This window comes from Nitratireductor mangrovi (assembly GCF_007922615.2).
Lineage (GTDB): Bacteria > Pseudomonadota > Alphaproteobacteria > Rhizobiales > Rhizobiaceae > Mangrovimarina > Mangrovimarina mangrovi.
Map to the genome: position 1 here is coordinate 2,444,924 of NZ_CP042301.2, position 23,482 is coordinate 2,468,405.

Below are 23,482 nucleotides of genomic sequence, written 5' to 3' on the forward strand. Positions count from 1 at the left end.
ACGGCGTCAGCCAGGCCGACGGCGCAGGAACTCGACGATTTCGGCGGAGCGTTCGTCCGGCAGCATGTGGCCCGCCCCGGGCAGCGCCTCGAGCGCGAAGTTTGGCGGCAGATTGGCCGTGTGTTCGAACGGCAGGATGGCGTCCATCTCGCCCCAGAACACCGTGACCGGCATGCGAAGGGCCTCGAGCGATGCTGCGGGGATGACGCCCTGGCGGTCGCCCCGGAACAGATCGGCGGCGAAGGCGGAGAGCCTTTCGGCCTGACCGGCCTGCGACACCATGTTGGCATAATCGTCGATGGTTTCCGGCGCGATCGCGACACCGGGCGCGTACATTTCGGCAAGGCCCGTGGCGACATCCTCACGGGTTCGCGCCGCGGCGTAGGAGCGCAGATGCGCGGCGTTGATGGTCTCGCCATAGCCGCCCGGCGCCAGCAACGTCAGCGAGGCGACCCTTTCGGGCGCGAACAGCGCCATCAGCGTCGCGACTGCGCCGCCCATGGAGTGGCCGACGACATGCGCCCTTTCGATGCCGCGCGCTTCGAGGTCGGCCAGCACCGCCCGCGCCGCCACCTTGGGCGGACCGGCGTCCGGAAAGTCGAGGGAACCGCCGTGACCGGGCAGATCGTAGGCGATGGTGCGGAACGTGCCGGAAAGGGCACCCTGGACGGCCTTCCAGACGAAATGGCCACCGGCGAAACCGTGCAGAAAGACGATTGTTTGCGGGCCGGAACCCGCCTCGAACGCGAAAAGCCTGTCGTTCAAGCCGGGCTCCTTTTGGTTTTCGACGCGTCAGGTCGGGGCCGCCCCGCCCGCTGCGGGAGAGGCGGCCGGCCGGTTATCCGAGGATGCGGTTGGCGGCCGAGACCACGGCCTCGAGAGAGGCAGCGACGATGTTGGTGTTGACGCCAACGCCGAACAGCCGGCCATCCGGATATTCGACCTCGACATAGCTGATCGCCGCGGCATTGGAGCCGCGCTGCAGCGAATGTTCCGAATAGTCGAGGACGGAGAGCTGCACGCCGATATGGCGCGACAGCGCGTCGACGAACCCGTCGATCGGCCCGGTGCCGGTGCCCTGGATGGTCACTTCCCGGCCGCCGTCGGTGATCACCGCCTCGACGACGCGGCGTCCCTTGGCCGCGGTGTCGGGATAGGTGTGGTGGTCGACATATTTGAGCCGCGCGCCGGGCTGCTCGACATAGACCTCCATGAAGCTGTCATGGATGCGTTTCGACGGCAGTTCCTTGCCCTCGGCGTCGGTGATCTGCTGCACCACCTTGGAGAACTCGACCTGCAGGTTGCGCGGCAGGTTGATGCCATAATCGGCCTGCAGAACATAGGCGATGCCACCCTTGCCCGACTGCGAGTTGATGCGGATGATCGCCTCGTAGGTGCGGCCGACATCGGCCGGGTCGATCGGCAGGTAGGGAACCTCCCAGAGCTCCTTGTTGGCCTTCTTGATCGCCTTCATGCCCTTGTTGATGGCGTCCTGGTGCGAGCCGGAAAAGGCCGTGTAGACCAGTTCGCCGACATAGGGATGGCGCTCGGGGATCTTCATCTGGTTCGAATATTCGAACACGTCCTTCATGCGCGTGATGTCGGTGCAGTCGAGCAGCGGGTCGACGCCCTGGGTGTACATGTTGAGCGCCAGCGTCACGATGTCGACATTGCCGGTGCGCTCGCCATTGCCGAACAGCGTGCCCTCGACGCGGTCGGCGCCCGCCATCAAGCCGAGCTCGGTCGCGGCGATGCCGGTGCCGCGGTCGTTGTGCGGGTGCAGGGACACGATCAGGCTGTCGCGGCGGTCGAGCTGGCGGCACATCCACTCGATCTGGTCGGCATAGATGTTGGGCGTCGACATCTCGACGGTCGCCGGCAGGTTGATGATCAGCGGATGGTCGGGCGTCGGGTCGACGATCTCGGTCACCGCGTTGCAGATTTCCAGCGCCACTTCGAGCTCGGTGCCGGTGAAGCTTTCCGGCGAATACTGGAAGCGGTAGCCGCCGCCGGCCTTGGCCGCCATGTCGGTGATCATCTTGGCCGCGTCGGTGGCGATGCCGCGGATGCCGGCGACGTCCTTCTCGAACACGACCCGGCGCTGCAACTCGCTGGTGGAATTATAAAAATGCACGATCGGGTTCACCGAGCCCTCGAGCGATTCGAAGGTGCGCGCGATCAGCTCCGGCCGGCACTGCACCAGCACCTGCAGGCTGACGTCGGCCGGCACCCCGCCCTCCTCGATCGCCCAGCGGGCGAAGTCGAAATCGGTCTGCGAGGCCGACGGAAAGCCGATCTCGATCTCCTTGAAGCCCATGTCGAGCAGCAGGCGGAACATGCGCGCCTTGCGCTCGTGGCCCATGGGGTCGATCAGCGCCTGGTTGCCGTCGCGCAGATCGACCGAACACCAGATCGGCGCCTTCTCGATGCGTTTGGCCGGCCATGTGCGATCGGCGAGGCCGACAGCCGGATAGGGCTGGTATTTGCGCGCCGCGTCCGGCATGCCGACCGGCGCTTGTCTGATGGGGGATTGTTCGTTCATCGTCTCGTCTCCCGCGCCGCCGGCGAAGGGCGGTCCCGTCGCGTGGCGCAAATCTCGGTTTCGTCGTGCTGTTTGTGCGAGGAGCAGCAGGCCCGGTCAGGCATATCGACCGCCGGGCGCTCCTTCAGCGGACCCGGCGATCGCCGATAAGGCCGAGAAGCAGGAGGGTCGAGGAAAGCGCGCGCACCGTCGCCTGCGCGGAAAAGGCGCGCGCGGCATAACCGGTCTCGATGCGGGCGGAAGACATGCCGAGACGTATAGCGGCGCCGTGATGGCAAGGCAAGCGGCGGATTTTCAGACGTCACCGGTTGGCAGTATGCTCTGCGCCAAGCGCCGCAAACTCCAGCCTCAACCTACGCCATGACCTACGCTGCCAAGATTATCCTCCATACACCACTGACCGACCCGTCCCGCCTGCCGGCCTTCGTGGAAGACTGCTTGGCGGACGGTGTGTCGCTGATAGCCGTCGTCGGCAAGGACGCCCATGCCGTCGAGGACAAGATCGATTGGCTGATCATCGGCGACGGAGATGAAGATTGCTTCATCGTCACTTCCGCACACGCGGACGAAACCATCGAGGACGTGCTCGTTTTCGCGTCGGCGTTCAATGCGGAATCCGGTGGCGAGATCGAAGAGGTGCGCATCTAGTCCGCCCGGCAAGTGCGATCGCCGGCTTTCATCGACTTGTGGTAGCATGCCTCTGTGCCGATCGCTCGGAGGTGGCATGACCAGGCTGAACAACACGCCGCTCGACACGCTGATTTCAAGTTTCATCGAGATCGGCGTTGCCCAGGCCGATGCGCTCGACGCATTCGACACCCGCAGGTTCAACCGCCTGTACGACCGCGAGGACGAGATCGTGAACGAGTTGCGCGCCCGGCCCGGCGACCAGCGCCGCGTCCTGCTCACGCTTTTCAACCACCCGAACATGCAGGTGCGCCTCAACGCGGCTAAGTCGACGCTTGCCGTTGCGCCGCAGGAAGCCCGCGCGCAACTCAGGGCGATCCAGGAATCGCAACGCTTCCCGCAGGCCGGCGACGCCGGCATGTCGCTGTGGAACCTGGAGAAAGGGTATTTCCGCCCCGAATAGCCATGGCCAAACCGAACTTCGCCGCGATGACCCCTGCAGAACTGGTCGAGCGTTTCGTCGAGATCGGCATCGCGCAAGCCGATGCGCTCGAAGAGTTTGACACCGGCAGGTTCAACCGGCTTTTCGACGCCATGCGCGCGGTGAGCGACGAACTGAAGCACCGCGAACCGGACGGGCGCACGGCCCTTGTCGCACTTCTTGGTCATCCGAATGCGCAGGTCCGCATCAAGGCCGCCAAGCACACGCTGGCGATCGCCCCCGACGCGGCCCGTCAGACCCTCGAGGAACTGAGCGCATCGGGGCGCCAGCCGCAGGCACTCGAGGCGGGCATGTCACTCTGGAACCTCGAACAGGGCGTGTTCCGCCCCGAATAGCGATGAGCAAACCGAGCGTCACTTCGATGAGAATAACCCAACTCGTCCAGCGTTTCATCGAGATCGGCGTTGCCCAGGCCGATGCGCTCGACGCATTCGACACCCGCAAGTTCAATCGCCTCTACGACCGTAAGGCCGAGATCGTGAACGAGTTGCGCGCCCGGCCGGGCGACCAGCGCCGCGTCCTGCTCACGCTTTTCAACCACCCGAACATGCAGGTGCGCCTCAACGCGGCAAAGTCGACTCTTGCCGTTGCACCGCAGGAAGCCCGCGCGCAATTGCGGGCAATCCAGGAATCGCAACGCTTCCCGCAGGCCGGCGACGCCGGCATGTCTCTGTGGAACCTGGAGAAAGGGCACTTCCGTCCCGAATAGCGCCACTGGTGCGATTCCACCCCTTGAACTCGCCAACATACTCGGTAGTATGTCGGTGATCAGGGAGGACAATCGATGGCATTCGTGCGCGCCAACGGCGTCGTGCTGCATCATGAGGATCGCGGCGGAACCGACCGCCCGGTGCTGGTCTTTGCCAATTCGCTCGGCACCGACTTCCGCATCTGGGACGATGTCGTGGCGCGGCTGGGCGACGCTTTCCGCTTCATCCGCTACGACAAGCGCGGCCACGGCCTGTCCGAGGCCACGCCGGCGCCCTACGCGATCGACGACCATGTCGGCGACCTCGAGGCGCTGCTTGCCCATCTCGGCGTCAGCGCCTGCACGGTGGTCGGGCTTTCCGTCGGCGGCATGATCGCGCAAGGCCTTGCCGCCAGGCGTCCCGACCTCGTCAAGGCGATGGTCTTGTGCGACACCGCCCACAAGATCGGCACCGCCGAAATGTGGAACCAGCGCATCGACGGCGTGACGAAGAACGGCATCGCCTCTCTCGCCGACGGCATCATGGAGCGCTGGTTCACCCCGGCCTACCGCAGCCCGGACAATGCCGACTTCGTCGGTTATGTCGCCATGCTGACGCGCACCACCGTCGACGGTTATGCCGGCACCTGCGCGGCGCTGCGCGATGCCGACTTCACCGAAAGCACGGCCTCGCTTCGGCTGCCGACCCTGTGCATGGTCGGCGACCAGGACGGCTCGACGCCGCCCGATCTGGTGCGCTCCACGGCGGACCTGATCCCGGACGCGGCCTTCGAGATCGTCGGCAATGCCGGGCACCTGCCCTGCATCGAACAGCCGGATGCCGTTGCCCGGTTGATTTCCAACTTTCACAACCACGCCTTCAGGGCGTAGAACGGACCATCCGGCGCCGCAGAAGCCCGGCCAGGGAGGAATTCGATGACCGAACATGTCACCGTCAGCCGCGACGGCGAGATCGCGATCGTGACGCTCGACAATCCGCCGGTGAACGCGCTGAGCTTCCATCTGCGCGAGCCGCTCGGCAAGGCACTGGAGGCGCTGCGCGACGATGAGGCGGTGCGCGGCGTCGTGATCGCCTGCGCCGGCGCGACCTTCATCGCCGGCGCCGACATCACCGAGTTCAACACGCCGAAGGCGACGGCGAGCCCCAATCTGCGCGAACTGATCGTGCTGCTCGAAAGCTTCGAAAAGCCGACGGTGGCCGCCATACACGGCACCGCCTTCGGCGGCGGGCTCGAACTCGCGATGGGCTGCCATTTCCGCGTCGCCGACCGCAACGCGAGGTTCGGCCTGCCGGAGGTCAAGCTCGGCCTGCTGCCGGGCGCCGGCGGCACGCTGCGGCTGCCGCGGCTGATCGGACCGCTGAAAGCGCTGACGGTGATCGTGTCGGGCAACCCGATCGGCGCCAGGGATGCGCTCGCCGAAGGTCTGGTCGAGGCGGTCTATGACGATAGCCTCGTGGCCAACGCCGTCGCCTTCGCCCGCGAGCAGGCGGACAAGGCAACCGCGCTGGTCCCGGTCAGCCGGCGCGAGGACAAGATCGCCGAGGCGAAGAATGACCTCGACACGTTCGACGCCGGCGTCGCCGCGCTCCTGAAAAAGAAGCGCGGCCTCGACGCGCCGCGGCTTTGCGCGCAGTCGGTGCGCAACGGCCTCACCATGCCCTTCGACGAGGCGCTGGCCCAGGAGCGCGCCTATTTCGTCGAACTCGTCGAGGGTGAACAGTCGAGGGCCCAGCGCCACCTGTTCTTTGCCGAACGCGAGGCGGCCAAGGTGCCGGGGGTCGGCAAGGAGGTCGAGCCGCGCGAAGTCAGGCGCGCCGGCGTCATCGGCGCCGGTACCATGGGCGGCGGCATCGCCATGTCGTTCCTCAATGGCGGCATTCCGGTGACGATCCTCGAGATGGACCGCGAGGCGCTCGATCGCGGCATAGCCCGCATGGACGGCAACTACGCCATCTCGGTCAAGCGCGGCTCGCTGACCGAGGAGGCCAAGGCCAAGCGCATGGGGCTTCTCACCGGCACCACCGACTATGCCGATCTCGCCGATTGCGATCTCATCATCGAGGCCGTGTTCGAGGAAATGGCGATCAAGAAGGAGGTTTTCGGCAAGCTCGACGCCGTCGCCAAGCCGGGCGCGATCCTTGCCTCCAACACCTCCTATCTCGACGTCGACGAAATCGCCGCCTCGACCAGCCGGCCTTCCGACGTCGTCGGCCTGCATTTCTTCTCGCCCGCCAACATCATGCGACTGCTGGAGATCGTGCGCGGCAGGAAGACCGCGCCGGACGTGCTGAAGACCGCCCTGGCCGTCGCCCGCAAGATCGCCAAGGTACCGGTGGTCGTCGGCGTGTGCCACGGTTTCGTCGGCAACCGCATGCTCGCCTCGCGCTCGGCGGAACTCGAGGACCTCCTGCTCGAAGGCGCCACGCCGGAGCAGGTCGACAAGGTGTTCACCGATTTCGGCTGGCCGATGGGTCCGTTCGCGATGGGCGACCTCGCCGGGCTCGACATCGGCTGGCGCAACCGCAAGTCGCTCGGCAAGACGGCGGCGATCGCCGACGCACTGTGCGAGCAGGGCCGCTTCGGCCAGAAGACCGGCAAGGGCTTCTACATCTACGAAGCCGGCTCGCGCACCCCGACGCCCGACCCGGAGGTTGCGGCGCTGATTGAGGAGAAGGCGCGCGAAAAGGGCGTCAACCGACGCGACATCTCGGCCGAGGAAATTGCCGAGCGCACCATGTATCCGATGATCAACGAGGGCGCGAAAATCCTGCAGGAGGGCATCGCCTCGCGCGCCTCCGACGTCGATATCGTCTGGGTCAACGGCTACGGCTTCCCGATCGGCAAGGGCGGTCCGATGTTCTGGGCTGAAAGCGAAGGCCTCGGCAAGATCGTCGAGCGGCTCGAGCATTGGCACGGCCGCACCGGCAAGGCCGTCTTCGAGCCCGCCGAACTGCTCAGGGAGGCCGCCGACAGCGGAAGCCTCGCCGCCGCCCGCAAGGGCAAGGCCGCCTGACCATGGACCTTGCGTCCGCGCCCTGGAAAGCCTCCTATCCCCCCGGCCTGTCGCCGGCGGTGGAGCTTGAGGGCTGGCCGGTGCATCAGGTCGTCGACGAGGCGGCCGTGCAATGGGGCGGACGCGAAGCGGTCATCTTCCGCGACGCGGTCCTGACCTTCGCCGATCTCAAGGCCGAGATGGACCGCGCCGCGCGCGCCTTCCGCGCCGCCGGGGTCGGCCGGGGCACGCGCATTGCCTTCCTGCTGCCCAATACGGTCTACCATCTCGTCAGCTTCTTCGGAGCGCTGAAGGCCGGCGCGACGGTCGTGCACCTGTCGCCGCTCGACAGCGAGCGCGTGCTCGAACACAAGCTCGCCGACAGCGGCGCACGCATTGTCGTCACCACCAATATCGGCGAGCTTGCGATCCGCGCCGCGGGGCTGAAGGCGCGCGGCCTGATCGACCGGCTGATCGTCGGCGAGGATCAGGCCTTTGGTCCTTCGGCACTCACCGGTCCGATGCCGGAAGGCAATGATTTCAGCACCTTCGCGGTATTCGTTGAATCATCCCCGGAGCAAGCTGAATCGGTTTCTGACCCGGTTGAATCGAAGTCTGAGGTCGACATCGAAGACCTGGCACTCCTGCAATATACCGGTGGCACCACCGGCATGCCCAAGGGGGCGATGCTGACCCACCGCAACATTTCGACCGCAGTGGAAAGCTACGATCTCTGGTCCGACTTCACCGGCACGATGCGCCGCGGCCAGGAGCGCGTTCTTCTCGTGCTGCCGCTGTTTCACATCTACGCCCTGACGGCGGTGATGCTGCGCTGCGTGCGCGGTGGCCAGACCATGGTCATGCACACGCGCTTCGATCCCGAGGTCGCGCTCGACGAGATCGAGGCCGGCCTGACCATCTTCCCCGGCGTGCCGACGATGTGGATCGCCATCTGCTCGGTGCCGGGTTTCGAGAAGCGCGATTATTCCTCGCTGCATTTCTGCGGCTCCGGCGGTGCGCCGCTGCCGGTCGAGACCGCGCGCAAGCTGAAGACGGCGACCGGCCACGACCTGCTCGGCGGCTGGGGCATGACCGAGACCTCGCCGGCCGGCACCAACATTCCGACCACACGGCCCGACAAGGTCGGCACCATCGGCATCCCCCTGCCCGGCATCTGGGTCGACGTCGTGGCGCTCGACGATCCGGCGCGCGTGCTGCCGCAGGGCGAGACCGGCGAGCTGCGCATCTTCGGCCCCAACGTCACCAAGGGCTATCTCAACCGGCCGGAGGAGACCGCCGCCGCCTTCAGCGAGGGCGGGCTTCTCACCGGCGACATCGGCTTCATGGACGAGGAAGGCTTTTTCACCATCGTCGACCGCAAGAAGGACATGATCCTGTCCGGCGGCTACAACGTCTATCCGCAGCTGATCGAGCAGATGATCTACGAGCATCCCGACGTCGAGGAGGTGCTGGTGATCGGCATCGCCGACGCCTATCGCGGCGAGGCGGCCAAGGCCTTTGTCAAGCTGCGCAAGGGCGCCGCGCCGCTGACGCTGGAAGCGCTGTGCGCCTTCCTGAAGGGCCGGCTCGGCCGCCACGAGATGCCGGCCGCACTCGAAATCCGCGATGCGCTGCCGCGCACCCCCGTCGGCAAGCTGTCGAAACTCGAACTCAAGCAGGAAGAGGCGGCACGGCGCGAAAGCGCGCGCGCAGCCTCCTGAACGGACAAACAGGAGACCAGGAATGGCCGAAGCCGTCATCGTATCCACCGCACGCACCCCGGTCGGCAAGGCCTATCGCGGCGCCCTCAACGACACGCCGGGCGCCACACTCGGCGGCCACGCCATCGAGCATGCGCTGAAGCGCTCGGGCCTCGAAGGCGGCGAGATCGAGGACGTGATCATGGGTTGCGCCATGCAGGAGGGCGCGACCGGCCTCAACGTCGCCCGCCGGGCGCTGGTGACCGCCGGCCTGCCGGTGACCACGGCCGGCACCACCATCGACCGCCAGTGCTCCTCGGGCCTGCAGTCGATGGCGCTGCTCGCCAACGCCATCCGCAATGACGGCGTCAAGGCCGGCATCGCCGGCGGGCTGGAATCGATCAGCCTGGTGCAGAACGATCACCGCAACACGTTCCGGCTGATGGACGACAAGCTGATGGCGATCAAGCCGGAGGTCTACCTGCCGATGATCGACACCGCCGAGATCGTTTCGAAGCGCTATGGCATCTCGCGCGAAAAGCAGGACGAATACGGGCTTCAGTCGCAGCGGCGCGTCGCAGCGGCGCGCGAGGCCGGCCGCTTCGACGCCGAGATCGCGCCGATCGACGTGCGCATGGCCGTCGTCGACAAGGAGACCAAGGAGGTCTCCCACAAGGACGTCACCCTTGCCCATGACGAGGGCCCGCGGCCGGAATCGACCGCTGAGGGCCTGGCCGGGCTGAAGCCGGTACGCGAGAACGGCGTCATCACGGCGGGCAATGCCAGCCAGCTTTCCGACGGCGCCTCGGCCTGCGTCATGATGGACGCGAAGGAGGCCGAAAGGCGCGGGCTCACCCCGCTGGGCATCTTCCGCGGTTTCAACGTCGCCGGCTGCGAGCCCGACGAGATGGGCATCGGCCCGGTCTTCGCCGTGCCGCGCCTGCTCGAACGCCACGGCCTCAAGGTCGACGACATCGGCCTTTGGGAACTGAACGAGGCTTTTGCGGTGCAGGTGATCTACTGCCGTGACAAGCTCGGCATCGACCCCGAAAAGCTCAATGTCGACGGCGGTGCCATCGCGCTGGGCCACCCTTACGGCATGTCGGGCGCGCGGCTTGCCGGCCACGCGCTGATCGAGGGCAAGCGCCGCGGCGTCAAATATGCCGTCGTGACCATGTGCGTCGGCGGCGGCATGGGCGCGGCGGGATTGTTCGAGATCAACTGATGTCTGCCCCGCGCCCCCTCCACCGAGCCTTTGCCTGGTGCAGGGGGCCGTCCAATCAAACTGAACGAGGCTGAGATGGACCTTCGCTTCACCGACGACGAAAACGCCTTCCGCGAAGAGGTGAGAGCGTTCTTCCGCGACAACCTGCCCGAGGAAATCCGGCAGAAGATGATCGACGCCGAGCATGTCGGCAAGGACGACTTCGTGCGCTGGACCCGTATCCTCAACGAGAAGGGCTGGGCTGTGCCGCACTGGCCGGTCGAACATGGCGGCACCGGCTGGGACCCGATGAAGCAATATATCTATCTGGAGGAACTGCAGCGCTACCCGGCGCCGCAGCCGCTCGCCTTCGGCGTCAACATGGTGGGCCCGGTGATCTACACCTTCGGCTCGGCGGAGCAGAAGAAACGCTTCCTGCCGCGCATCGCCAATCTCGACGACTGGTGGTGCCAGGGCTTTTCGGAACCCGGCTCCGGCTCCGACCTCGCCTCGCTGAAGACGCGTGCGGTTCGCGACGGCGACCACTACATCGTCAACGGCCAGAAGACCTGGACCACGCTGGCGCAATATGCCGACTGGATCTTCTGCCTGGTGCGCACCGACCCGGCGGCCAAGAAGCAGGAAGGCATCTCCTTCCTTCTGATCGACATGAAGAGCCCGGGCATCGAGGTGCGCCCGATCGTCACCATCGACGGCGGCCGCGAGATCAACGAGGTGTTCCTGACCGACGTCAGGGTGCCGGTCGAAAACCTGGTCGGCGAGGAGAACAGGGGCTGGGACTACGCCAAGTTCCTGCTCGGCAACGAGCGCACCAACATCGCCCGCATCGGCGTCTCCAAGCAGCGTGTCGCCCGCATCCGCGAACTGGCCGGCAAGGAGATGTCGTCGGGCCGGCCGCTGATCGAGGACGAGCGCTTCCGCGAGAAGCTGGCCTCGATCGAGATCGACCTCAAGGCGTTGGAACTGACCCAGCTGCGGGTGGTCGCCGCCGACGCCAAGCGCGGCAACACCGGCCGGCCCGACCCCGCCTCCTCGATCCTCAAGATCAAGGGCTCCGAAATCCAGCAGGCGACCACGCATCTCCTGATGGAGGTGATGGGGCCTTACGCCATGCCCTACATGGCCGAGGACGACGACCGCTGGAACGAGCCCTCCGACGTGCCGGACTATGCGCTGCACGCCGCGCCCGCCTATTTCAACAACCGCAAGGTCTCGATCTACGGCGGCTCCAACGAGATCCAGAAAAACATCATCGCCAAGGCGGTGCTGGGGCTGTGATGGCGGCTGCCGCTGGCGTCAGCGGGGACGGGCGCCCTGACGCCTTATTCCGCTTCGAGCAGGTGCTCGACCGGCAGATCGAGTGCCTTGCCGAACCGCACCCAGAGTTCGACCGGGCCGCTGCGCTTGCCGTTCTCGATGTCCGAAAGGTAGTTCTGCGAGATGCCGGCGCGCCCGGCCAGCGCCGCCTGGGTCAGTCCGCGATATTTGCGCCAGAAGGCAAGCGGGGACGACGACTGCGCGAAGGCAAGGGCCTCGGCAGGCGACAGGCCAGGCAGGCGTCCGGAGCGATAGTCGGCGACCGCCTCCGCATGCGACGCGACCTGCGCCAGCGCATCGAGTTCGGTACGCGGCAGCACCGCCATTTCACGGCCCTCGTCGTCCCTGAAGAAGCGCACATTCATCGTCGGCTCCCGTTGTTCATGGACCGATCCTCGCGGGCCGATCGCCGTCACGATAATCTCGGTCTCGGTTTCCTCGAAAACGACCCGATAGTCCCCGACCCGCAGCCGCAAGGTGCGGCTCCCGGTCAGGGCCTTCACATTTTTCGCCAGCGACGCGGGCTCGCGAGCGTAGTCCTCGACCTTGCTGACGATACGCGCCGCTTCTGCCCTGTGTTTGCGCAGGGCTTTCGCCGCCCCCGGCAGGATGATGACCTGCTTCATCCCAATATCTCATATCGCGATAGTGATACAAGGGCCACGATGTCCCATAGGAGCTTGTATGGACTTTGACCTTTCCGAAGAACAATCGATCCTGAAAGACTCGCTCGAGCGGCTCATGGCCGACCGCTACGGCTTCGAGGAGCGAAACCGGGTGCTCGCCTCCGACGAAGGCTGGAGCGCCGAGATGTGGCGGCACTACGCCGAGATGGGGCTGATGGCCCTGCCGTTTGCCGAGGAGGATGGCGGCATCGGCGGCGGCCCGGTCGAGACCATGATCGTCATGGAGGCGCTCGGCAAGGCGCTGGCGCTGGAGCCGTTTTTCGCCACGGTGATCCTCGGCGGCGGCTTCCTGCGCCTCGGCGGATCGGCCGAGCAGCGCGCCAAATGGGTGCCGCAGGTTGCCGAAGGTGCGCTCAAGCTTGCCTTCGCCCATACCGAACGAGGTTCCCGCTTCGACCTCAACCATGTGACGACGACGGCGACGAAAAGCGGCGACGGCTGGGTGCTGTCGGGTGCCAAGAGCGTGGTGCTGCATGGCGATTGCGCCGACCGCATCTTCGTCACCGCGCGCATCGCAGGCGACACTCGCGACGAGGCCGGCATCGGCGTCTTCCTCGTCGATGCGACCGCAGAAGGCGTCTCGCGCCGCGGCTATCCCGGCCAGGACGGTCTGCGCGTCGCCGAAATCCGCCTCGACAATGTCGCGGTGCCGGCCTCTGCCGTCTTCGGCGATCCGGAAAACGGCCTGCCGCTGGTGCGCCACGTCGTCGACCAGGCGATCGCCGCGCTCTGCGCCGAGGCGGTCGGCGTCATGACGGCGACCCATGCCCTGACCCTCGACTACATGAAGGTCAGAAAGCAGTTCGGGGTGCCGATCGGCTCCTTCCAGGCACTGCAGCACAGCGCCGTCGACATGTATGTCGCCATCGAGCAGGCGCGCTCGATCACCATGTTCGCGACCATGATGGCAAACGAGCCCGATGCCGGCGAACGCGCCCGCGCGATGCATGCCGCCAAGGCCGAGATCGGCCGCGGCGGCAGGCTGGTGGGCGAAAACGCCGTCCAGATTCATGGCGGCGTCGGCATGACGATGGAATATGCCGTCGGCCACTATTTCAAGCGGTTGACCATGATCGACGTCGCCTTCGGCAATGCCGACCATCATTTGCGAGCGCTGGCGCAGGCCGGCGGACTGTTCCCGAACGCCGCCTGAGGCCGGCGACCGGCCAAGGCACTCCGAGAAGAGCGGGAACACGGTTGCCGGAATTGCTGAGCAACGACGGACAGGGCCGTTCGACGGTCGGGAACGGGGGCCGGCCCTAGGCGTCGGCGGTGACGGGTTCGCGGCGCGCGGCCGCCGAGCCCGCCTCCGGCGCACAATAGAGCCGGTAGAGCGTGGCCAGCACCTCGGCCGCCTCCGCCGAGGCAACGCTGTAATGGATTTCGCGGCCCGCGCGCCGCGTCGCAACCAGCTTCTGCAGCCTGAGCTTGGCAAGCTGCTGCGACAGCGCCGACTGGCTCATGCCGACGGCGTCGGCGAGCGGCTGCACGGCCATCTCCCCGTTGAGCAGATGGCACAGGATCATCAGCCGGTTCTTGTTGGCCAGCGCCGACAGAAGCTCGGCCGCTTGCTCGGCGGAGTGGTTGAGCCGGTCGATATCCATCTGCATGCGATTTTTCCCTTGAACACATGAACACATCATCATATATAGCGTCAAGATCGCATCCGCAAGCCTTGAAGGCCCGTAACCGAAATGACCGAATTCACCCCCCTCTTGTCGCTCGCCGGCGGCGTCCTGATCGGACTGTCGGCGGTGTTCCTCATGCTTCTCCATGGCCGCATCGCCGGCATGACCGGCATTCTCGCCGGCGTCGTGCCGCCTCTGCCGGTCGACTGGCCGTGGCGCGCAGCCTTCCTCGCCGGCGCCGCCCTGGCGCCTTTCGTCTTCATCGTCGCCGGCGGGATCGTACCGTTCGCGGTTCCGGTCTCGACGCTGGCGCTGGTCGTCGGCGGGCTCATCGTCGGCGTCGGCGTCACCTACGGCTCCGGCTGCACCAGCGGCCACGGCGTCTGCGGCATCGCGCGGCTGTCGCCGCGTTCGATCACCGCCACCATCGTGTTCATGATCGCCGCCTTCGCCACGGTCTATGTCGTGCGCCACGTGTTCGGAGCCTGACCCATGCCAAAGCTGCTCTCCGCCTTCATCATCGGCGCCATCTTCGGCCTCGGCATCGCATTGTCCGGCATGGCCAATCCCGCCAAGGTGCTGAACTTCTTCGACATCGCCGGAACCTGGGATCCGAGCCTCGCCTTCGTCATGGGCGGCGCGCTGGTCACGACCGCGATTGGCTACCGCCTCGTCTTCGGCGCGCGGCAGCGGCCGCTGTTCGAGAAGAGCTTCGGGCTGCCCACCAGCCGCGCGATCGATCTGCCGCTGGTCGGCGGTTCGGCGCTTTTCGGCGTCGGCTGGGGCATTGCCGGCTTCTGTCCCGGCGGAGCCGTGCCCGCCCTCGGCCTCGGCCATCCCGAAACGCCGGTCTTTCTGGCAGCAATGATCGCCGGCATCGCCCTGGCGCGCTGGATCAAGGTACGCGGCAGCAGCGTCGTGGCCGCACAGCAAACACCAAGCAGAGGAGCATGAATGGGATGACCACCGCCCTGCCCTTCACCGCGGACCTTTCCGTGAAACCGGAGGTTACCGCCTTTTTCGACGAGGCCACCAATACGGTCTCCTACATCGTCAAGGATCCGAACTCCGACGCCTGCGCGGTGATCGATTCGGTCATGGACATCGACTACGCCGCCGGCCGCATCACCCACGATCATGCCGACCAGATCATCGCGCATATCCGCGACAAGGGCTGGAAGCTGGAGTGGATCATCGAGACCCATGTCCATGCTGACCACCTTTCCGGCGCGCCCTATATCCAGGAGCAGTTGGGCGGAAAGCTCGGCATCGGCGAAAACATCACCGTCGTCCAGGACACGTTCGGCAAGATCTTCAACGAAGGCACCGAGTTCCAGCGCGACGGCTCGCAGTTCGACCGGCTGTTCAAGGATGGCGACAGCTACCAGATTGGCACGATGACGGCCCATGTCATGCACACGCCCGGCCACACGCCGGCCTGCATGACCCATGTCGTCGGCGATGCCGCCTTTGTCGGTGACACGCTGTTCATGCCCGACGGCGGTTCGGCGCGCGCCGATTTCCCCGGCGGCGACGCGCGTGCGCTCTACCGCTCGATCAAGCGTGTTCTCGCCCTGCCCGGCGAGACGCGGCTCTTCATCTGCCACGATTACGGGCCGAACGGTCGCGACATCAAATGGGAGACGACGGTCGCCGAGGAGCGCGAGCATAATATCCACGTTCGCGACGGCGTGACCGAGGACGAGTTCGTGGCCATGCGCGAGGCGCGCGATGCCACACTCGCCATGCCCAAACTCATCATCCCGTCGCTGCAGGTCAACATGCGCGCCGGCCGCTTGCCTCCCAAGGACGAAAGCGGCAAAAGCTTTCTGAAGGTGCCCGTGAACGGGCTTTGACGGCGGACGCAGGCAAGCAGGAAACGAATGATGGAAATCCGCAAACTCGACGAGGACTTCTCGGTGGCCGGCCAGATCGGCCCCGAGCACGTTCCGGCGATCGCCGAGGCCGGCTACAAGAGCCTCGTCTGCAACCGCCCCGACACCGAGGACGGCGCCGTGCCGCACGACACCGTGGCATCGGCGGCGCGCACAGCCGGGCTCGAGTTCCGCTTTATCCCGGTCGTTTCCGGTGCCATCACCGGCGACGATGTCGACGATATGGCGGCCGCGCTCGCCGACCTGCCACGGCCGGTTCTCGCCTATTGCCGCACCGGTGGCCGCTGCATGAACCTCTACGGCTTGGTCCAGCAGAAAAGCGGCTGACGCGCAGGGCGGCGACGCCCGACAGCTGGAAGGTCGAATGGACGACGCCCCGGCGGACCGCCGGCGCGATGAAAGGTCGTGCGCGACGAACGCACGGAATGGCCATGCAAGCAGCAAAAAACGGCGGCTGGCGCCGCTACTTTCCGGTCCTCGACTGGGGCCGGGATTATGATCGCGAGGCGCTCGGAGACGACGTCGTCGCCGCGGTCATCGTCACCATCATGCTGATCCCGCAATCGCTCGCCTACGCGCTTTTGGCCGGCCTGCCGCCGGAGATGGGCCTTTACGCCTCGATCCTGCCGCTGGTCGCCTACGCCGTCTTCGGCACCAGCCGTGCCCTCGCCGTCGGCCCCGTCGCCGTCGTGTCGCTGATGACGGCGACCGCCATCGGCCGCATCGCCGAACAGGGCAGTGCCGACTATGCGACCGCCGCGATCCTGCTTGCCTTCATGTCCGGCCTGCTCCTGCTCGCCATGGGCCTGCTGCGGCTCGGCTTTCTCGCCAACCTGCTGTCGCACCCGGTGGTCTCGGGCTTCATCACCGCATCGGGAATCCTGATCGCGGCGAGCCAACTCAGGCATGTCTTCGGCGTTTCCGCCGGCGGCCACAACCTGCCCGAGCTGCTCACTTCGCTTGTTTCCGCACTTCCCGACCTTCATCCCGCGACCGCCGCCATCGGCATCGCTTCCGCCGGGTTCCTGTTCTGGGTCCGCAAGGGACTGAAACCGATCCTCCTGCGCTCCGGGCTGGGGCCGCGCGCCGCCGACATCGTCGCCAAGACCGGGCCCGTCTTCGCCGTCGCCGTCACCACGCTGGTCGCCTGGCTGCTCGACCTGGGGTCTGCCGGGGTCGCGCTCGTCGGCAGTGTGCCGCAGGGCCTGCCGCCCCTGACGACGCCGGTCCTCGACCCCGATCTGTGGCTGGCTCTTGCCGGCCCTGCCGCGCTGATCTCGATCGTCGGCTTCGTCGAGTCTGTCTCTGTAGCCCAGACGCTTGCGGCGCGGAAACGCCAGCATATCGTACCGGACCAGGAACTGATCGGCCTCGGCGCTGCCAACATCGCAGCCAGCGTTTCAGGCGGCTATCCGGTAACCGGCGGTTTCGCGCGTTCGGTGGTGAATTTCGACGCCGGGGCACGCACGCCGGCCGCCGGGGCTTTCGCCGCGGCCGGGCTGGCGCTCGCCACCGTCTTCCTGACGCCGTTGCTCTTCTACCTGCCGCAGGCAACGCTGGCCGCGACCATCATCGTTGCCGTGCTTTCCTTGGTCGACCTTTCGGTGCTGCGCAAGTCATGGAGCTATTCCAGGGCCGATTTCGCCGCCGTGGCGGTCACCATCGCCGCAACGCTGCTGTCGGGCGTGGAGGTCGGGATTTCGGCCGGTGTCGTGCTGTCGGTGCTCATTCACCTCTACCGCACGTCGAGGCCGCACACCGCCGTGGTCGGGCGTGTCCCAGGCACCGAGCACTACCGCAACATCTGCCGCCATGCGGTCGAGACTTCACCCGGCATCCTCTCGCTCAGGGTCGACGAAAGCCTCTATTTCGCCAATGCCCGCTTTCTCGAGGACCGCGTCTACGATCTCGTTTCCCGGTCACCGGAGATCAGGCATGTCGTACTGATGTGCCCGGCGGTGAACCACATCGACATGAGCGCGCTGGAATCTTTGGAAGCCATCAACCGGCGGCTGGCCGACATGGAGGTCACGCTGCATCTTTCGGAGGTCAAGGGCCCGGTGATGGACCGCCTCGAACGCACCGACTTCCTCGATCACATGAGCGGCGAGGTCTTCCTGTCACAGCACCAGGCGATCTCGCGTCTCGCCAAACCCGGAAGCGGCCAAACCGCGCCGGCTCAATAGAGCCAGCGCAAGAGGAACAGCGAGATCGACGGGAAAAGCACCAGGATTGCGGTGCGGGTCAGGTCCGCTGCCACGAACGGCGCCACGCCGCGATAGGTGTGCGAGATCGGCGTTCCCTGCGCCATCGAGTTGATGACGAACAGGTTCATGCCCACGGGTGGCGTGATCAATCCCACCTCGACCACGATCAGCACCAGGATGCCGAACCAGATCGCGAACTCTTCGGGGCTCAGCCCGTAGTCGAGGGCGGTGACGATCGGGAAGAAGATCGGGATCGTCAAGAGGATCATCGACAGGGAATCCATCACGCAGCCGAGGACCAGGTAGAGCGCCAGGATGCCGATCAGCACGATCCACGGGTTGAACCCCTGGCCGGAGATGTAGGCAGCAATTTCTTGCGGCACCTGCGACAGCGCCAGGAAGCCGTTGTAGATCGAGGCGCCGAAGACGATGAAGAAGATCATCGCCGTGGCGGTCGCCGTCGCCAGCACCGAATCGATGAAGGTCTTGCGGGTCAGCCCGCCATTGACCAGCGCAATCAGCCCGGTGCCGGCCGCGCCGATCGCGGCGCCCTCGGTCGGCGTGAACCAGCCGAAATAGATGCCGCCGACAACCGTCAGAAAAACCAGCAGCACCGGCCAGACGTCGAGCAGCGCGCGAAAACGCTCCGCATAGGGCACGCGCGGGCTGGCGCCCGCCGAATCCGGAAACACCCGCACATAGATCGAAACCGCGATCATGTAGCCGATGGCCGCCAGCACGCCCGGCACGAAGGCCGACAGGAACAGCTTGGCGATGTTCTGCTCGGCGAGGATCGCATAGATGACCAGCACGATCGACGGCGGAATGAGGATGCCGAGCGTTCCGCCGGCGGCCAGCGTGCCGGTCGCCAGCGCACCCGAATAGCCGTAGCGCCTGAGTTCGGGCAGTGCGACCTGGGCCATCGTCGCCGCCGTCGCCAGCGACGAGCCGCAGATGGCGCCGAAACCGGCGCAGGCGCCGATCGCCGCCATCGCCACGCCGCCCTTGCGGTGGCCAAGCCAGGTCTCGGCCGCCTTGAACAGCGCCCGCGACATGCCGCCGAGGCCGGCAAACTGGCCCATCAGCAGGAACAGCGGAATGATCGACAGCGAATGGTTGGAAAAGGTCGAATAGGTCTCGAGCTTCAGCTTGCCGAGCATCGGCTTCCAGGTGCCGGTGACGAGATAGGTGCCGACGATGCCGCAGATCAGCATCGACAGCCCGATCGGCAGGCGCAGGAAGATCAGGAGCAAAAGGACCGGAAAGGACCAGACGCCGATTTCGAGATTGCTCAATGCCCGCCCCCCAGGGTCGGCGCGAGCAGCGTACGGCCTTCACGCACCTCCTTGACCCGAACCACGACCATATAGACCGAAACGATGACAGCGACGACGGCGCCGACCATCGCCACGGCAAAGCCCCACCACACCGGAAACTGCAGGATGAAGGTCGTCTCGCCGTAGCGGATCTTGTCCATCATCCCGTACCAGAGCCGCACCGCCAGCAGGATCAGGATCACCGTCATCAGGATCTCCGACACGAGGTCGATCCAGCGGTTGGTGCTCTCAGGCAGATAGCTGGTGAAGAGATCGACCGTCGCATGGCCGCGATTGAGCTGGCACCACGGCAGGAAGGCGAACACCGCAAAGGCCGTGCCGGCTTCGACGAGTTCGAAGTCGCCCGGCACCGGCGCAAGGCCGAACGGCACCAGCGAGCGCCCGGTGATGCTGACCACCGTGAGCACGGTGATCGCGGCCAGCACAATGCCTCCGATGATCGCAAGGAACCGCGCGAGAGCGTTAATGAACACCGAGAGCGTTCTCATCGTCCTCCCCGAGCCCGCGGCCTGCCGACCGCGCCCCTCGGCCTGAACGGCCGGAATTTTTGCTATGCCCTATAACAATTGCGTCGGGCCGGCAAGCCTAGATGCCACTATACCGTTTGATGCGCAACGATCGAAATGGGAAAGCGGACGGCGGCGGCCGTCCGCCCTGTCCGGTCCGCTCCCGGCGCTCTTGCAAAAAACGGGGCGGACGTATGCCGTCCGCCCCGTTCCGGAAGGCCTTGCGGCCTTACATCTTGCTGTATTTGTCGATCAGCATGCGGGCTTCGTCGATCAGCGCCTGGCCGTCGATGCCCTTGCCTTCCATTTCCTTGATCCAGTTCTCGTAGACCGGCTGCGCGGCCTCCTTCCAGCGGGCCACTTCTTCATCGCCAAGGGTGATGATGTTGTTGCCGCGGTCGACCGCGATCTGCTTGCTCGGGCCGTCAGCCGAAGCCTGGGTGCGGCCGGCGAAAGCCGAGAATTCCTGGCCCGAATGGTCGTCGATGACCTTCTTCAGGTCGTCGGGCAGGCTCTCGTAGCGCTCCTTGTTCATCGCCAGCACGAAGGCGGTGGTGTAGAGCGCGTGGTCGCCGCCGAATTCGGTGTGGTTCTCGACCAGCTCCGGCACCTTCAGCGCCGCGGTGACCTCCCACGGAATGACGCAGCCGTCGATGACGCCCTTGGAAAGTGCTTCCGTGACCGCCGGAACCGGCATGCCCACGGCGGTGGCGCCGAGTTCGCCGAGAAGGCCGGTGATGATGCGGGTCGGGGCGCGCAGCTTGAGGCCGTTCATGTCGCCAAGGCCGTTGACAGGCGTCTTGGAATGAATCATGCCCGGGCCGTGCACCCAGGTGCCGATGATGTGGACATCCTTGAAGTCGGTGTCCTTCATCTCCTTCTCGAACAGATCCCAATAGGCGCGCGAGGTCGCGTCCGCATTGGTCATCATGAACGGAAGCTCGAACACCTCCACGCGCGGGAAGCGGCCCGGCGTATAGCCGACCACGGTCCAGATGATGTCGACGGTGCCGTCGATCGCCTGGTCCATGAGCTGCGGCGGCGTGCCGCCGAGCTGCATCGAGGGATAATGCTCGACCTTGATGCGCCCGCCCGACGCCTCTTCGACGTCCTTGGCCCACACGTCGAGAACCAGCTTCGGCACATTGGCCTGCGCCGGCAGGAACTGGTGCATCTTCAGCGTGACTTCCTGGGCGAGGCCTGCAACGCTTCCGGACAGGAATGTCGTCGCCGCGACCGCGCCGGCAAGCGCCAGCGTTTTCAGGGATTTCATGTTCATTCGGTTCCTCCCGTTGGATCTTCAACCCGGTTCCAGGTGATTATCGATCACGACCGGTCTCCGGTCGAGCCTATCCTTAGCGGAAAACGCGTAACAATAAAGCAGGGATTCCCGATTTTATCGTAACATTATTCTGCTGCAGCGCCGGTGCGCGCGTCATGCGCGGCCTGATGCCGTCTGCCGGACTGGCAGGCCACCGGCTTCCTTGAGCGACTCCAGCACGATCGCCGTCTTCACGTGCTGCACCGATTCGTGCGGCAACAGCACGCCGTTGACGAATTCCGACAGCGACCGCAGGTCGGGTGTCACCACCTTCAGGATGTAGTCCATCTCGCCGGTCAGCGCATGCGCCTCCTGCACCTCCGGCAGCCGCGACAGGAGCTCGGCGAAGTGCCGGGCATTGTCGCGATTGTGGGTGGCCAGCGTCACCGAGATGATGTTGACCAGCGTGTATCCCAGCTTCTCACGGTCGAGCACGGCGCGGTAGCCACGGATATAACCGTCCTCCTCGAGCCGCTGGCGCCGCCGCGAACATTGCGACGGCGACAGGTTGACCCGTTCGGCAAGGTCGTTGTTGGTCAGGCGCGCGTCATCCTGAAGATGAGCCAGTATCTTGCGGTCGAATTGATCAAGCTGCGTCATGGAGACGAATTTCCGTGGATATGTGCACGATCTGTGCGCAACATGACCATTGGACACCACAGATTGCAAGCCTCGTGCGGGCGTTTCGCGCTAGAATCCGGCCAATCGAACATATGTGCCAGCAGCGCCACAGGAGGATGACATGGGCCCCTTCCCGCACGATGCCCCGCCGCCGAAGATCTCGCCGGAAAATCCCGCCGGAACCGACGGCTTCGAGTTTGTCGAATTCGCCCATCCCGAGCCCGAAAAACTCGGCGAACTGTTCACGCGCATGGGCTATGTCGCCGTCGCCAGGCACAAGTCGAAGGCAATCACCGTGTGGCGCCAGGGCGACATCAACTATGTCGTCAATGCCGAGCCCGGCTCGCACGCCATGGAATTCGTCGGCAAGCACGGCCCCTGCGCCCCGTCCATGGCCTGGCGCGTGGTCGACGCCAGACATGCCTTCGAGCATGCCGTGAAGATGGGGGCCACGCCTTATGAGGGCGGCGGCAAGACGCTCGACGTGCCGGCCATCGTCGGCATCGGCGGCTCGCTGCTCTATTTCGTCGACAAGTACGGCGACAAGGGCTCGGCCTATGCGGACGAATTCGACTGGATCGGCGAAACCGACCCGAAGCCGGAAGGCGTCGGCTTCTATTACCTCGACCACCTCACTCACAACGTCTATCGCGGCAACATGGACAAGTGGTGGGCGTTCTACCGCGAGCTTTTCGGCTTCCAGCAGATCCACTTCTTCGACATCGACGGCCGCATCACCGGCCTGATGAGCCGCGCCATCACCTCGCCCTGCGGGAAGATCCGGATTCCGCTCAACGAATCCAAGGACGACACCAGCCAGATCGAGGAATATCTGAAGAAGTATCGCGGCGAAGGCATCCAGCACATCGCCGTCGGCACCGACGGCATCTACGACGCCACCGACAGGCTGGCGGCCAATGGTCTGAAATTCATGCCCGGCCCGCCCGAGACCTACTACGAGATGTCGTATGACCGCGTGAACGGCCACGACGAACCGATCGAGCGCATGAAGGAGCACGGCATTCTGATCGACGGCGAAGGCGTGCTGAACGGCGGCATGACCAAGATCCTGCTGCAGATATTCTCCAAGACCGTGATCGGCCCAATCTTCTTCGAATTCATCCAGAGGAAGGGCGACGAAGGCTTCGGCGAGGGCAATTTCCGCGCCCTGTTCGAATCGATCGAGGAAGACCAGATCCGCCGCGGCGTGATCAAAACCGAGGCCGCCGAGTAGCAGCCCTCAACGCGAAACGGCGGAAAAAGCGGCGGGCCTCCGCCGCTTTTTCGTTTGGCGATTCGTAGGCCGCCTACCGGCCTAGGGGCTGCCGGTCATCGCCAGCCATGCCGCCATCAGCACGAAGCCTGCCGCGACCAGCGCCAGGAGGATCAGCATGCGCCGGCGCATCGCCTGGGTCTCGGCGTCGCGCGCCACCTTGTAGTTGGCGACGGTAAGCGGCATCGCCGCATAGCGCGGCAGCCCGGTGCGGTTCTTCAGGCCCTCTGAGCGTTCCTCGATCCGGTAGGAAAGCCGGATCGCCTGGATGAAGAGCGCCAGCATGACCACGGCCCAGAGGCCGGTCGCCACGAAAAACCCGTCGTTCATGCAATCGCCGTTTCCCGGTTTGAGCCCCGGCGCAGGATAGCGCGGCCGCGGCGCCATGCAAT

Annotated in this window: 26 protein-coding genes; 16 read left to right on the forward strand and 10 right to left on the reverse strand. The window is 65.6% G+C overall.

Annotation, left to right across the window (positions count from 1 at the left end; translation table 11 throughout):
* Positions 1–6: 6 nt before the first annotated feature.
* From FQ775_RS12020 to FQ775_RS24115, 3 genes are all read right to left on the reverse strand, one after another.
* Positions 7–765 (reverse strand): alpha/beta fold hydrolase, encoded by a 759-nt coding sequence (locus FQ775_RS12020; RefSeq protein ID WP_146300733.1) that lies wholly within the window; start codon positions 763–765, stop codon positions 7–9.
* 73 nt (positions 766–838) lie between these two features.
* Complete coding sequence (gene leuA / locus FQ775_RS12025) at positions 839–2,503, reverse strand: 2-isopropylmalate synthase (protein ID WP_167813172.1); 1,665 nt, start codon at positions 2,501–2,503, stop codon at positions 839–841.
* 163 nt (positions 2,504–2,666) lie between these two features.
* Positions 2,667–2,789: a hypothetical protein gene (locus tag FQ775_RS24115; protein WP_256378192.1), complete on the reverse strand. Its 123-nt coding sequence runs from the start codon at positions 2,787–2,789 to the stop codon at positions 2,667–2,669.
* A gap of 74 nt (positions 2,790–2,863) precedes the next feature.
* Here FQ775_RS24115 and FQ775_RS12030 point away from each other — a divergent pair, with 74 nt between their 5' ends.
* From FQ775_RS12030 to pimC, 9 genes are all read left to right on the forward strand, one after another.
* The gene (locus FQ775_RS12030) at positions 2,864–3,190 is read left to right on the forward strand and encodes a DUF7684 family protein (RefSeq protein ID WP_489886387.1); all 327 of its coding nucleotides are present in this window, start codon (positions 2,864–2,866) and stop codon (positions 3,188–3,190) included.
* A 76-nt stretch (positions 3,191–3,266) separates the two neighbouring features.
* Positions 3,267–3,632 carry a DUF2019 domain-containing protein gene (locus tag FQ775_RS12035; protein ID WP_167812934.1) on the forward strand — a complete coding sequence of 122 codons (366 nt, stop codon included), beginning with the start codon at positions 3,267–3,269 and terminating at the stop codon, positions 3,630–3,632.
* 2 nt (positions 3,633–3,634) lie between these two features.
* Entirely contained in the window at positions 3,635–4,006 is a 372-nt protein-coding gene (locus tag FQ775_RS12040; RefSeq protein WP_167812936.1) for a DUF2019 domain-containing protein, read from the forward strand.
* Between the two features lie 26 nt (positions 4,007–4,032).
* On the forward strand, positions 4,033–4,380 hold the full coding sequence (locus tag FQ775_RS12045) for a DUF2019 domain-containing protein (protein WP_246730099.1): 348 nt from the start codon (positions 4,033–4,035) through the stop codon (positions 4,378–4,380).
* A 75-nt stretch (positions 4,381–4,455) separates the two neighbouring features.
* The gene (gene pcaD / locus FQ775_RS12050) at positions 4,456–5,250 is read left to right on the forward strand and encodes a 3-oxoadipate enol-lactonase (RefSeq protein WP_146297756.1); all 795 of its coding nucleotides are present in this window, start codon (positions 4,456–4,458) and stop codon (positions 5,248–5,250) included.
* Between the two features lie 45 nt (positions 5,251–5,295).
* Positions 5,296–7,395 carry a 3-hydroxyacyl-CoA dehydrogenase NAD-binding domain-containing protein gene (locus tag FQ775_RS12055; RefSeq protein ID WP_146297757.1) on the forward strand — a complete coding sequence of 700 codons (2,100 nt, stop codon included), beginning with the start codon at positions 5,296–5,298 and terminating at the stop codon, positions 7,393–7,395.
* 2 nt (positions 7,396–7,397) lie between these two features.
* Positions 7,398–9,095 carry an AMP-binding protein gene (locus FQ775_RS12060; protein ID WP_146297758.1) on the forward strand — a complete coding sequence of 566 codons (1,698 nt, stop codon included), beginning with the start codon at positions 7,398–7,400 and terminating at the stop codon, positions 9,093–9,095.
* 22 nt (positions 9,096–9,117) lie between these two features.
* The gene (locus tag FQ775_RS12065; protein WP_146297759.1) at positions 9,118–10,299 is read left to right on the forward strand and encodes an acetyl-CoA C-acyltransferase; all 1,182 of its coding nucleotides are present in this window, start codon (positions 9,118–9,120) and stop codon (positions 10,297–10,299) included.
* A 75-nt stretch (positions 10,300–10,374) separates the two neighbouring features.
* Complete coding sequence (pimC, locus tag FQ775_RS12070; protein WP_146297760.1) at positions 10,375–11,577, forward strand: pimeloyl-CoA dehydrogenase large subunit; 1,203 nt, start codon at positions 10,375–10,377, stop codon at positions 11,575–11,577.
* A gap of 44 nt (positions 11,578–11,621) precedes the next feature.
* Here the strand turns inward: pimC and FQ775_RS12075 are convergent, their stop codons facing one another.
* Positions 11,622–12,242 (reverse strand): helix-turn-helix domain-containing protein, encoded by a 621-nt coding sequence (locus FQ775_RS12075; RefSeq protein ID WP_146297761.1) that lies wholly within the window; start codon positions 12,240–12,242, stop codon positions 11,622–11,624.
* Positions 12,243–12,300: 58 nt separating this feature from the next.
* Between FQ775_RS12075 and FQ775_RS12080 the strand changes: the two genes are divergently transcribed.
* Complete coding sequence (locus tag FQ775_RS12080) at positions 12,301–13,455, forward strand: acyl-CoA dehydrogenase family protein (protein WP_146297762.1); 1,155 nt, start codon at positions 12,301–12,303, stop codon at positions 13,453–13,455.
* Between the two features lie 106 nt (positions 13,456–13,561).
* Here FQ775_RS12080 and FQ775_RS12085 read toward each other — a convergent pair whose 3' ends face one another.
* On the reverse strand, positions 13,562–13,912 hold the full coding sequence (locus FQ775_RS12085) for an ArsR/SmtB family transcription factor (RefSeq protein WP_206064744.1): 351 nt from the start codon (positions 13,910–13,912) through the stop codon (positions 13,562–13,564).
* 84 nt (positions 13,913–13,996) lie between these two features.
* On the opposite strand from FQ775_RS12085, the gene FQ775_RS12090 reads away from it, so the two are divergent.
* The 5 genes from FQ775_RS12090 to FQ775_RS12110 all read left to right on the forward strand — a co-directional run bounded on the left by FQ775_RS12090 (position 13,997) and on the right by FQ775_RS12110 (position 18,011).
* Complete coding sequence (locus FQ775_RS12090) at positions 13,997–14,419, forward strand: YeeE/YedE family protein (RefSeq protein WP_146297763.1); 423 nt, start codon at positions 13,997–13,999, stop codon at positions 14,417–14,419.
* A 3-nt stretch (positions 14,420–14,422) separates the two neighbouring features.
* Positions 14,423–14,884 carry a DUF6691 family protein gene (locus tag FQ775_RS12095; RefSeq protein WP_146297764.1) on the forward strand — a complete coding sequence of 154 codons (462 nt, stop codon included), beginning with the start codon at positions 14,423–14,425 and terminating at the stop codon, positions 14,882–14,884.
* 5 nt (positions 14,885–14,889) lie between these two features.
* Entirely contained in the window at positions 14,890–15,786 is an 897-nt protein-coding gene (locus FQ775_RS12100) for an MBL fold metallo-hydrolase (RefSeq protein WP_146297765.1), read from the forward strand.
* Positions 15,787–15,816: 30 nt separating this feature from the next.
* The gene (locus tag FQ775_RS12105) at positions 15,817–16,152 is read left to right on the forward strand and encodes a protein tyrosine phosphatase family protein (protein ID WP_146297766.1); all 336 of its coding nucleotides are present in this window, start codon (positions 15,817–15,819) and stop codon (positions 16,150–16,152) included.
* Positions 16,153–16,256: 104 nt separating this feature from the next.
* Positions 16,257–18,011 (forward strand): SulP family inorganic anion transporter, encoded by a 1,755-nt coding sequence (locus FQ775_RS12110; protein ID WP_146297767.1) that lies wholly within the window; start codon positions 16,257–16,259, stop codon positions 18,009–18,011.
* Here the strand turns inward: FQ775_RS12110 and FQ775_RS12115 are convergent.
* The 4 genes from FQ775_RS12115 to FQ775_RS12130 all read right to left on the reverse strand — a co-directional run bounded on the left by FQ775_RS12115 (position 18,005) and on the right by FQ775_RS12130 (position 21,796).
* Positions 18,005–19,327, reverse strand: a complete 1,323-nt coding sequence (locus FQ775_RS12115; RefSeq protein WP_146297768.1) for a TRAP transporter large permease — start codon at positions 19,325–19,327, stop codon at positions 18,005–18,007. The genes FQ775_RS12110 and FQ775_RS12115 overlap by 7 nt on opposite strands.
* Positions 19,324–19,857: a TRAP transporter small permease gene (locus tag FQ775_RS12120; protein ID WP_146297769.1), complete on the reverse strand. Its 534-nt coding sequence runs from the start codon at positions 19,855–19,857 to the stop codon at positions 19,324–19,326. The genes FQ775_RS12115 and FQ775_RS12120 overlap by 4 nt, the downstream gene beginning before the upstream one ends.
* Before the next feature lie 247 nt (positions 19,858–20,104).
* Positions 20,105–21,154, reverse strand: a complete 1,050-nt coding sequence (locus FQ775_RS12125) for a TRAP transporter substrate-binding protein (RefSeq protein WP_146297770.1) — start codon at positions 21,152–21,154, stop codon at positions 20,105–20,107.
* Between the two features lie 156 nt (positions 21,155–21,310).
* Entirely contained in the window at positions 21,311–21,796 is a 486-nt protein-coding gene (locus FQ775_RS12130) for an Lrp/AsnC family transcriptional regulator (protein ID WP_146297771.1), read from the reverse strand.
* A gap of 142 nt (positions 21,797–21,938) precedes the next feature.
* Between FQ775_RS12130 and hppD the strand changes: the two genes are divergently transcribed.
* Complete coding sequence (hppD, locus tag FQ775_RS12135; protein ID WP_146297772.1) at positions 21,939–23,051, forward strand: 4-hydroxyphenylpyruvate dioxygenase; 1,113 nt, start codon at positions 21,939–21,941, stop codon at positions 23,049–23,051.
* 81 nt (positions 23,052–23,132) lie between these two features.
* Here the strand turns inward: hppD and FQ775_RS12140 are convergent, their stop codons facing one another.
* Positions 23,133–23,420, reverse strand: a complete 288-nt coding sequence (locus tag FQ775_RS12140; RefSeq protein WP_146297773.1) for a hypothetical protein — start codon at positions 23,418–23,420, stop codon at positions 23,133–23,135.
* Positions 23,421–23,482 lie beyond the last annotated feature (62 nt).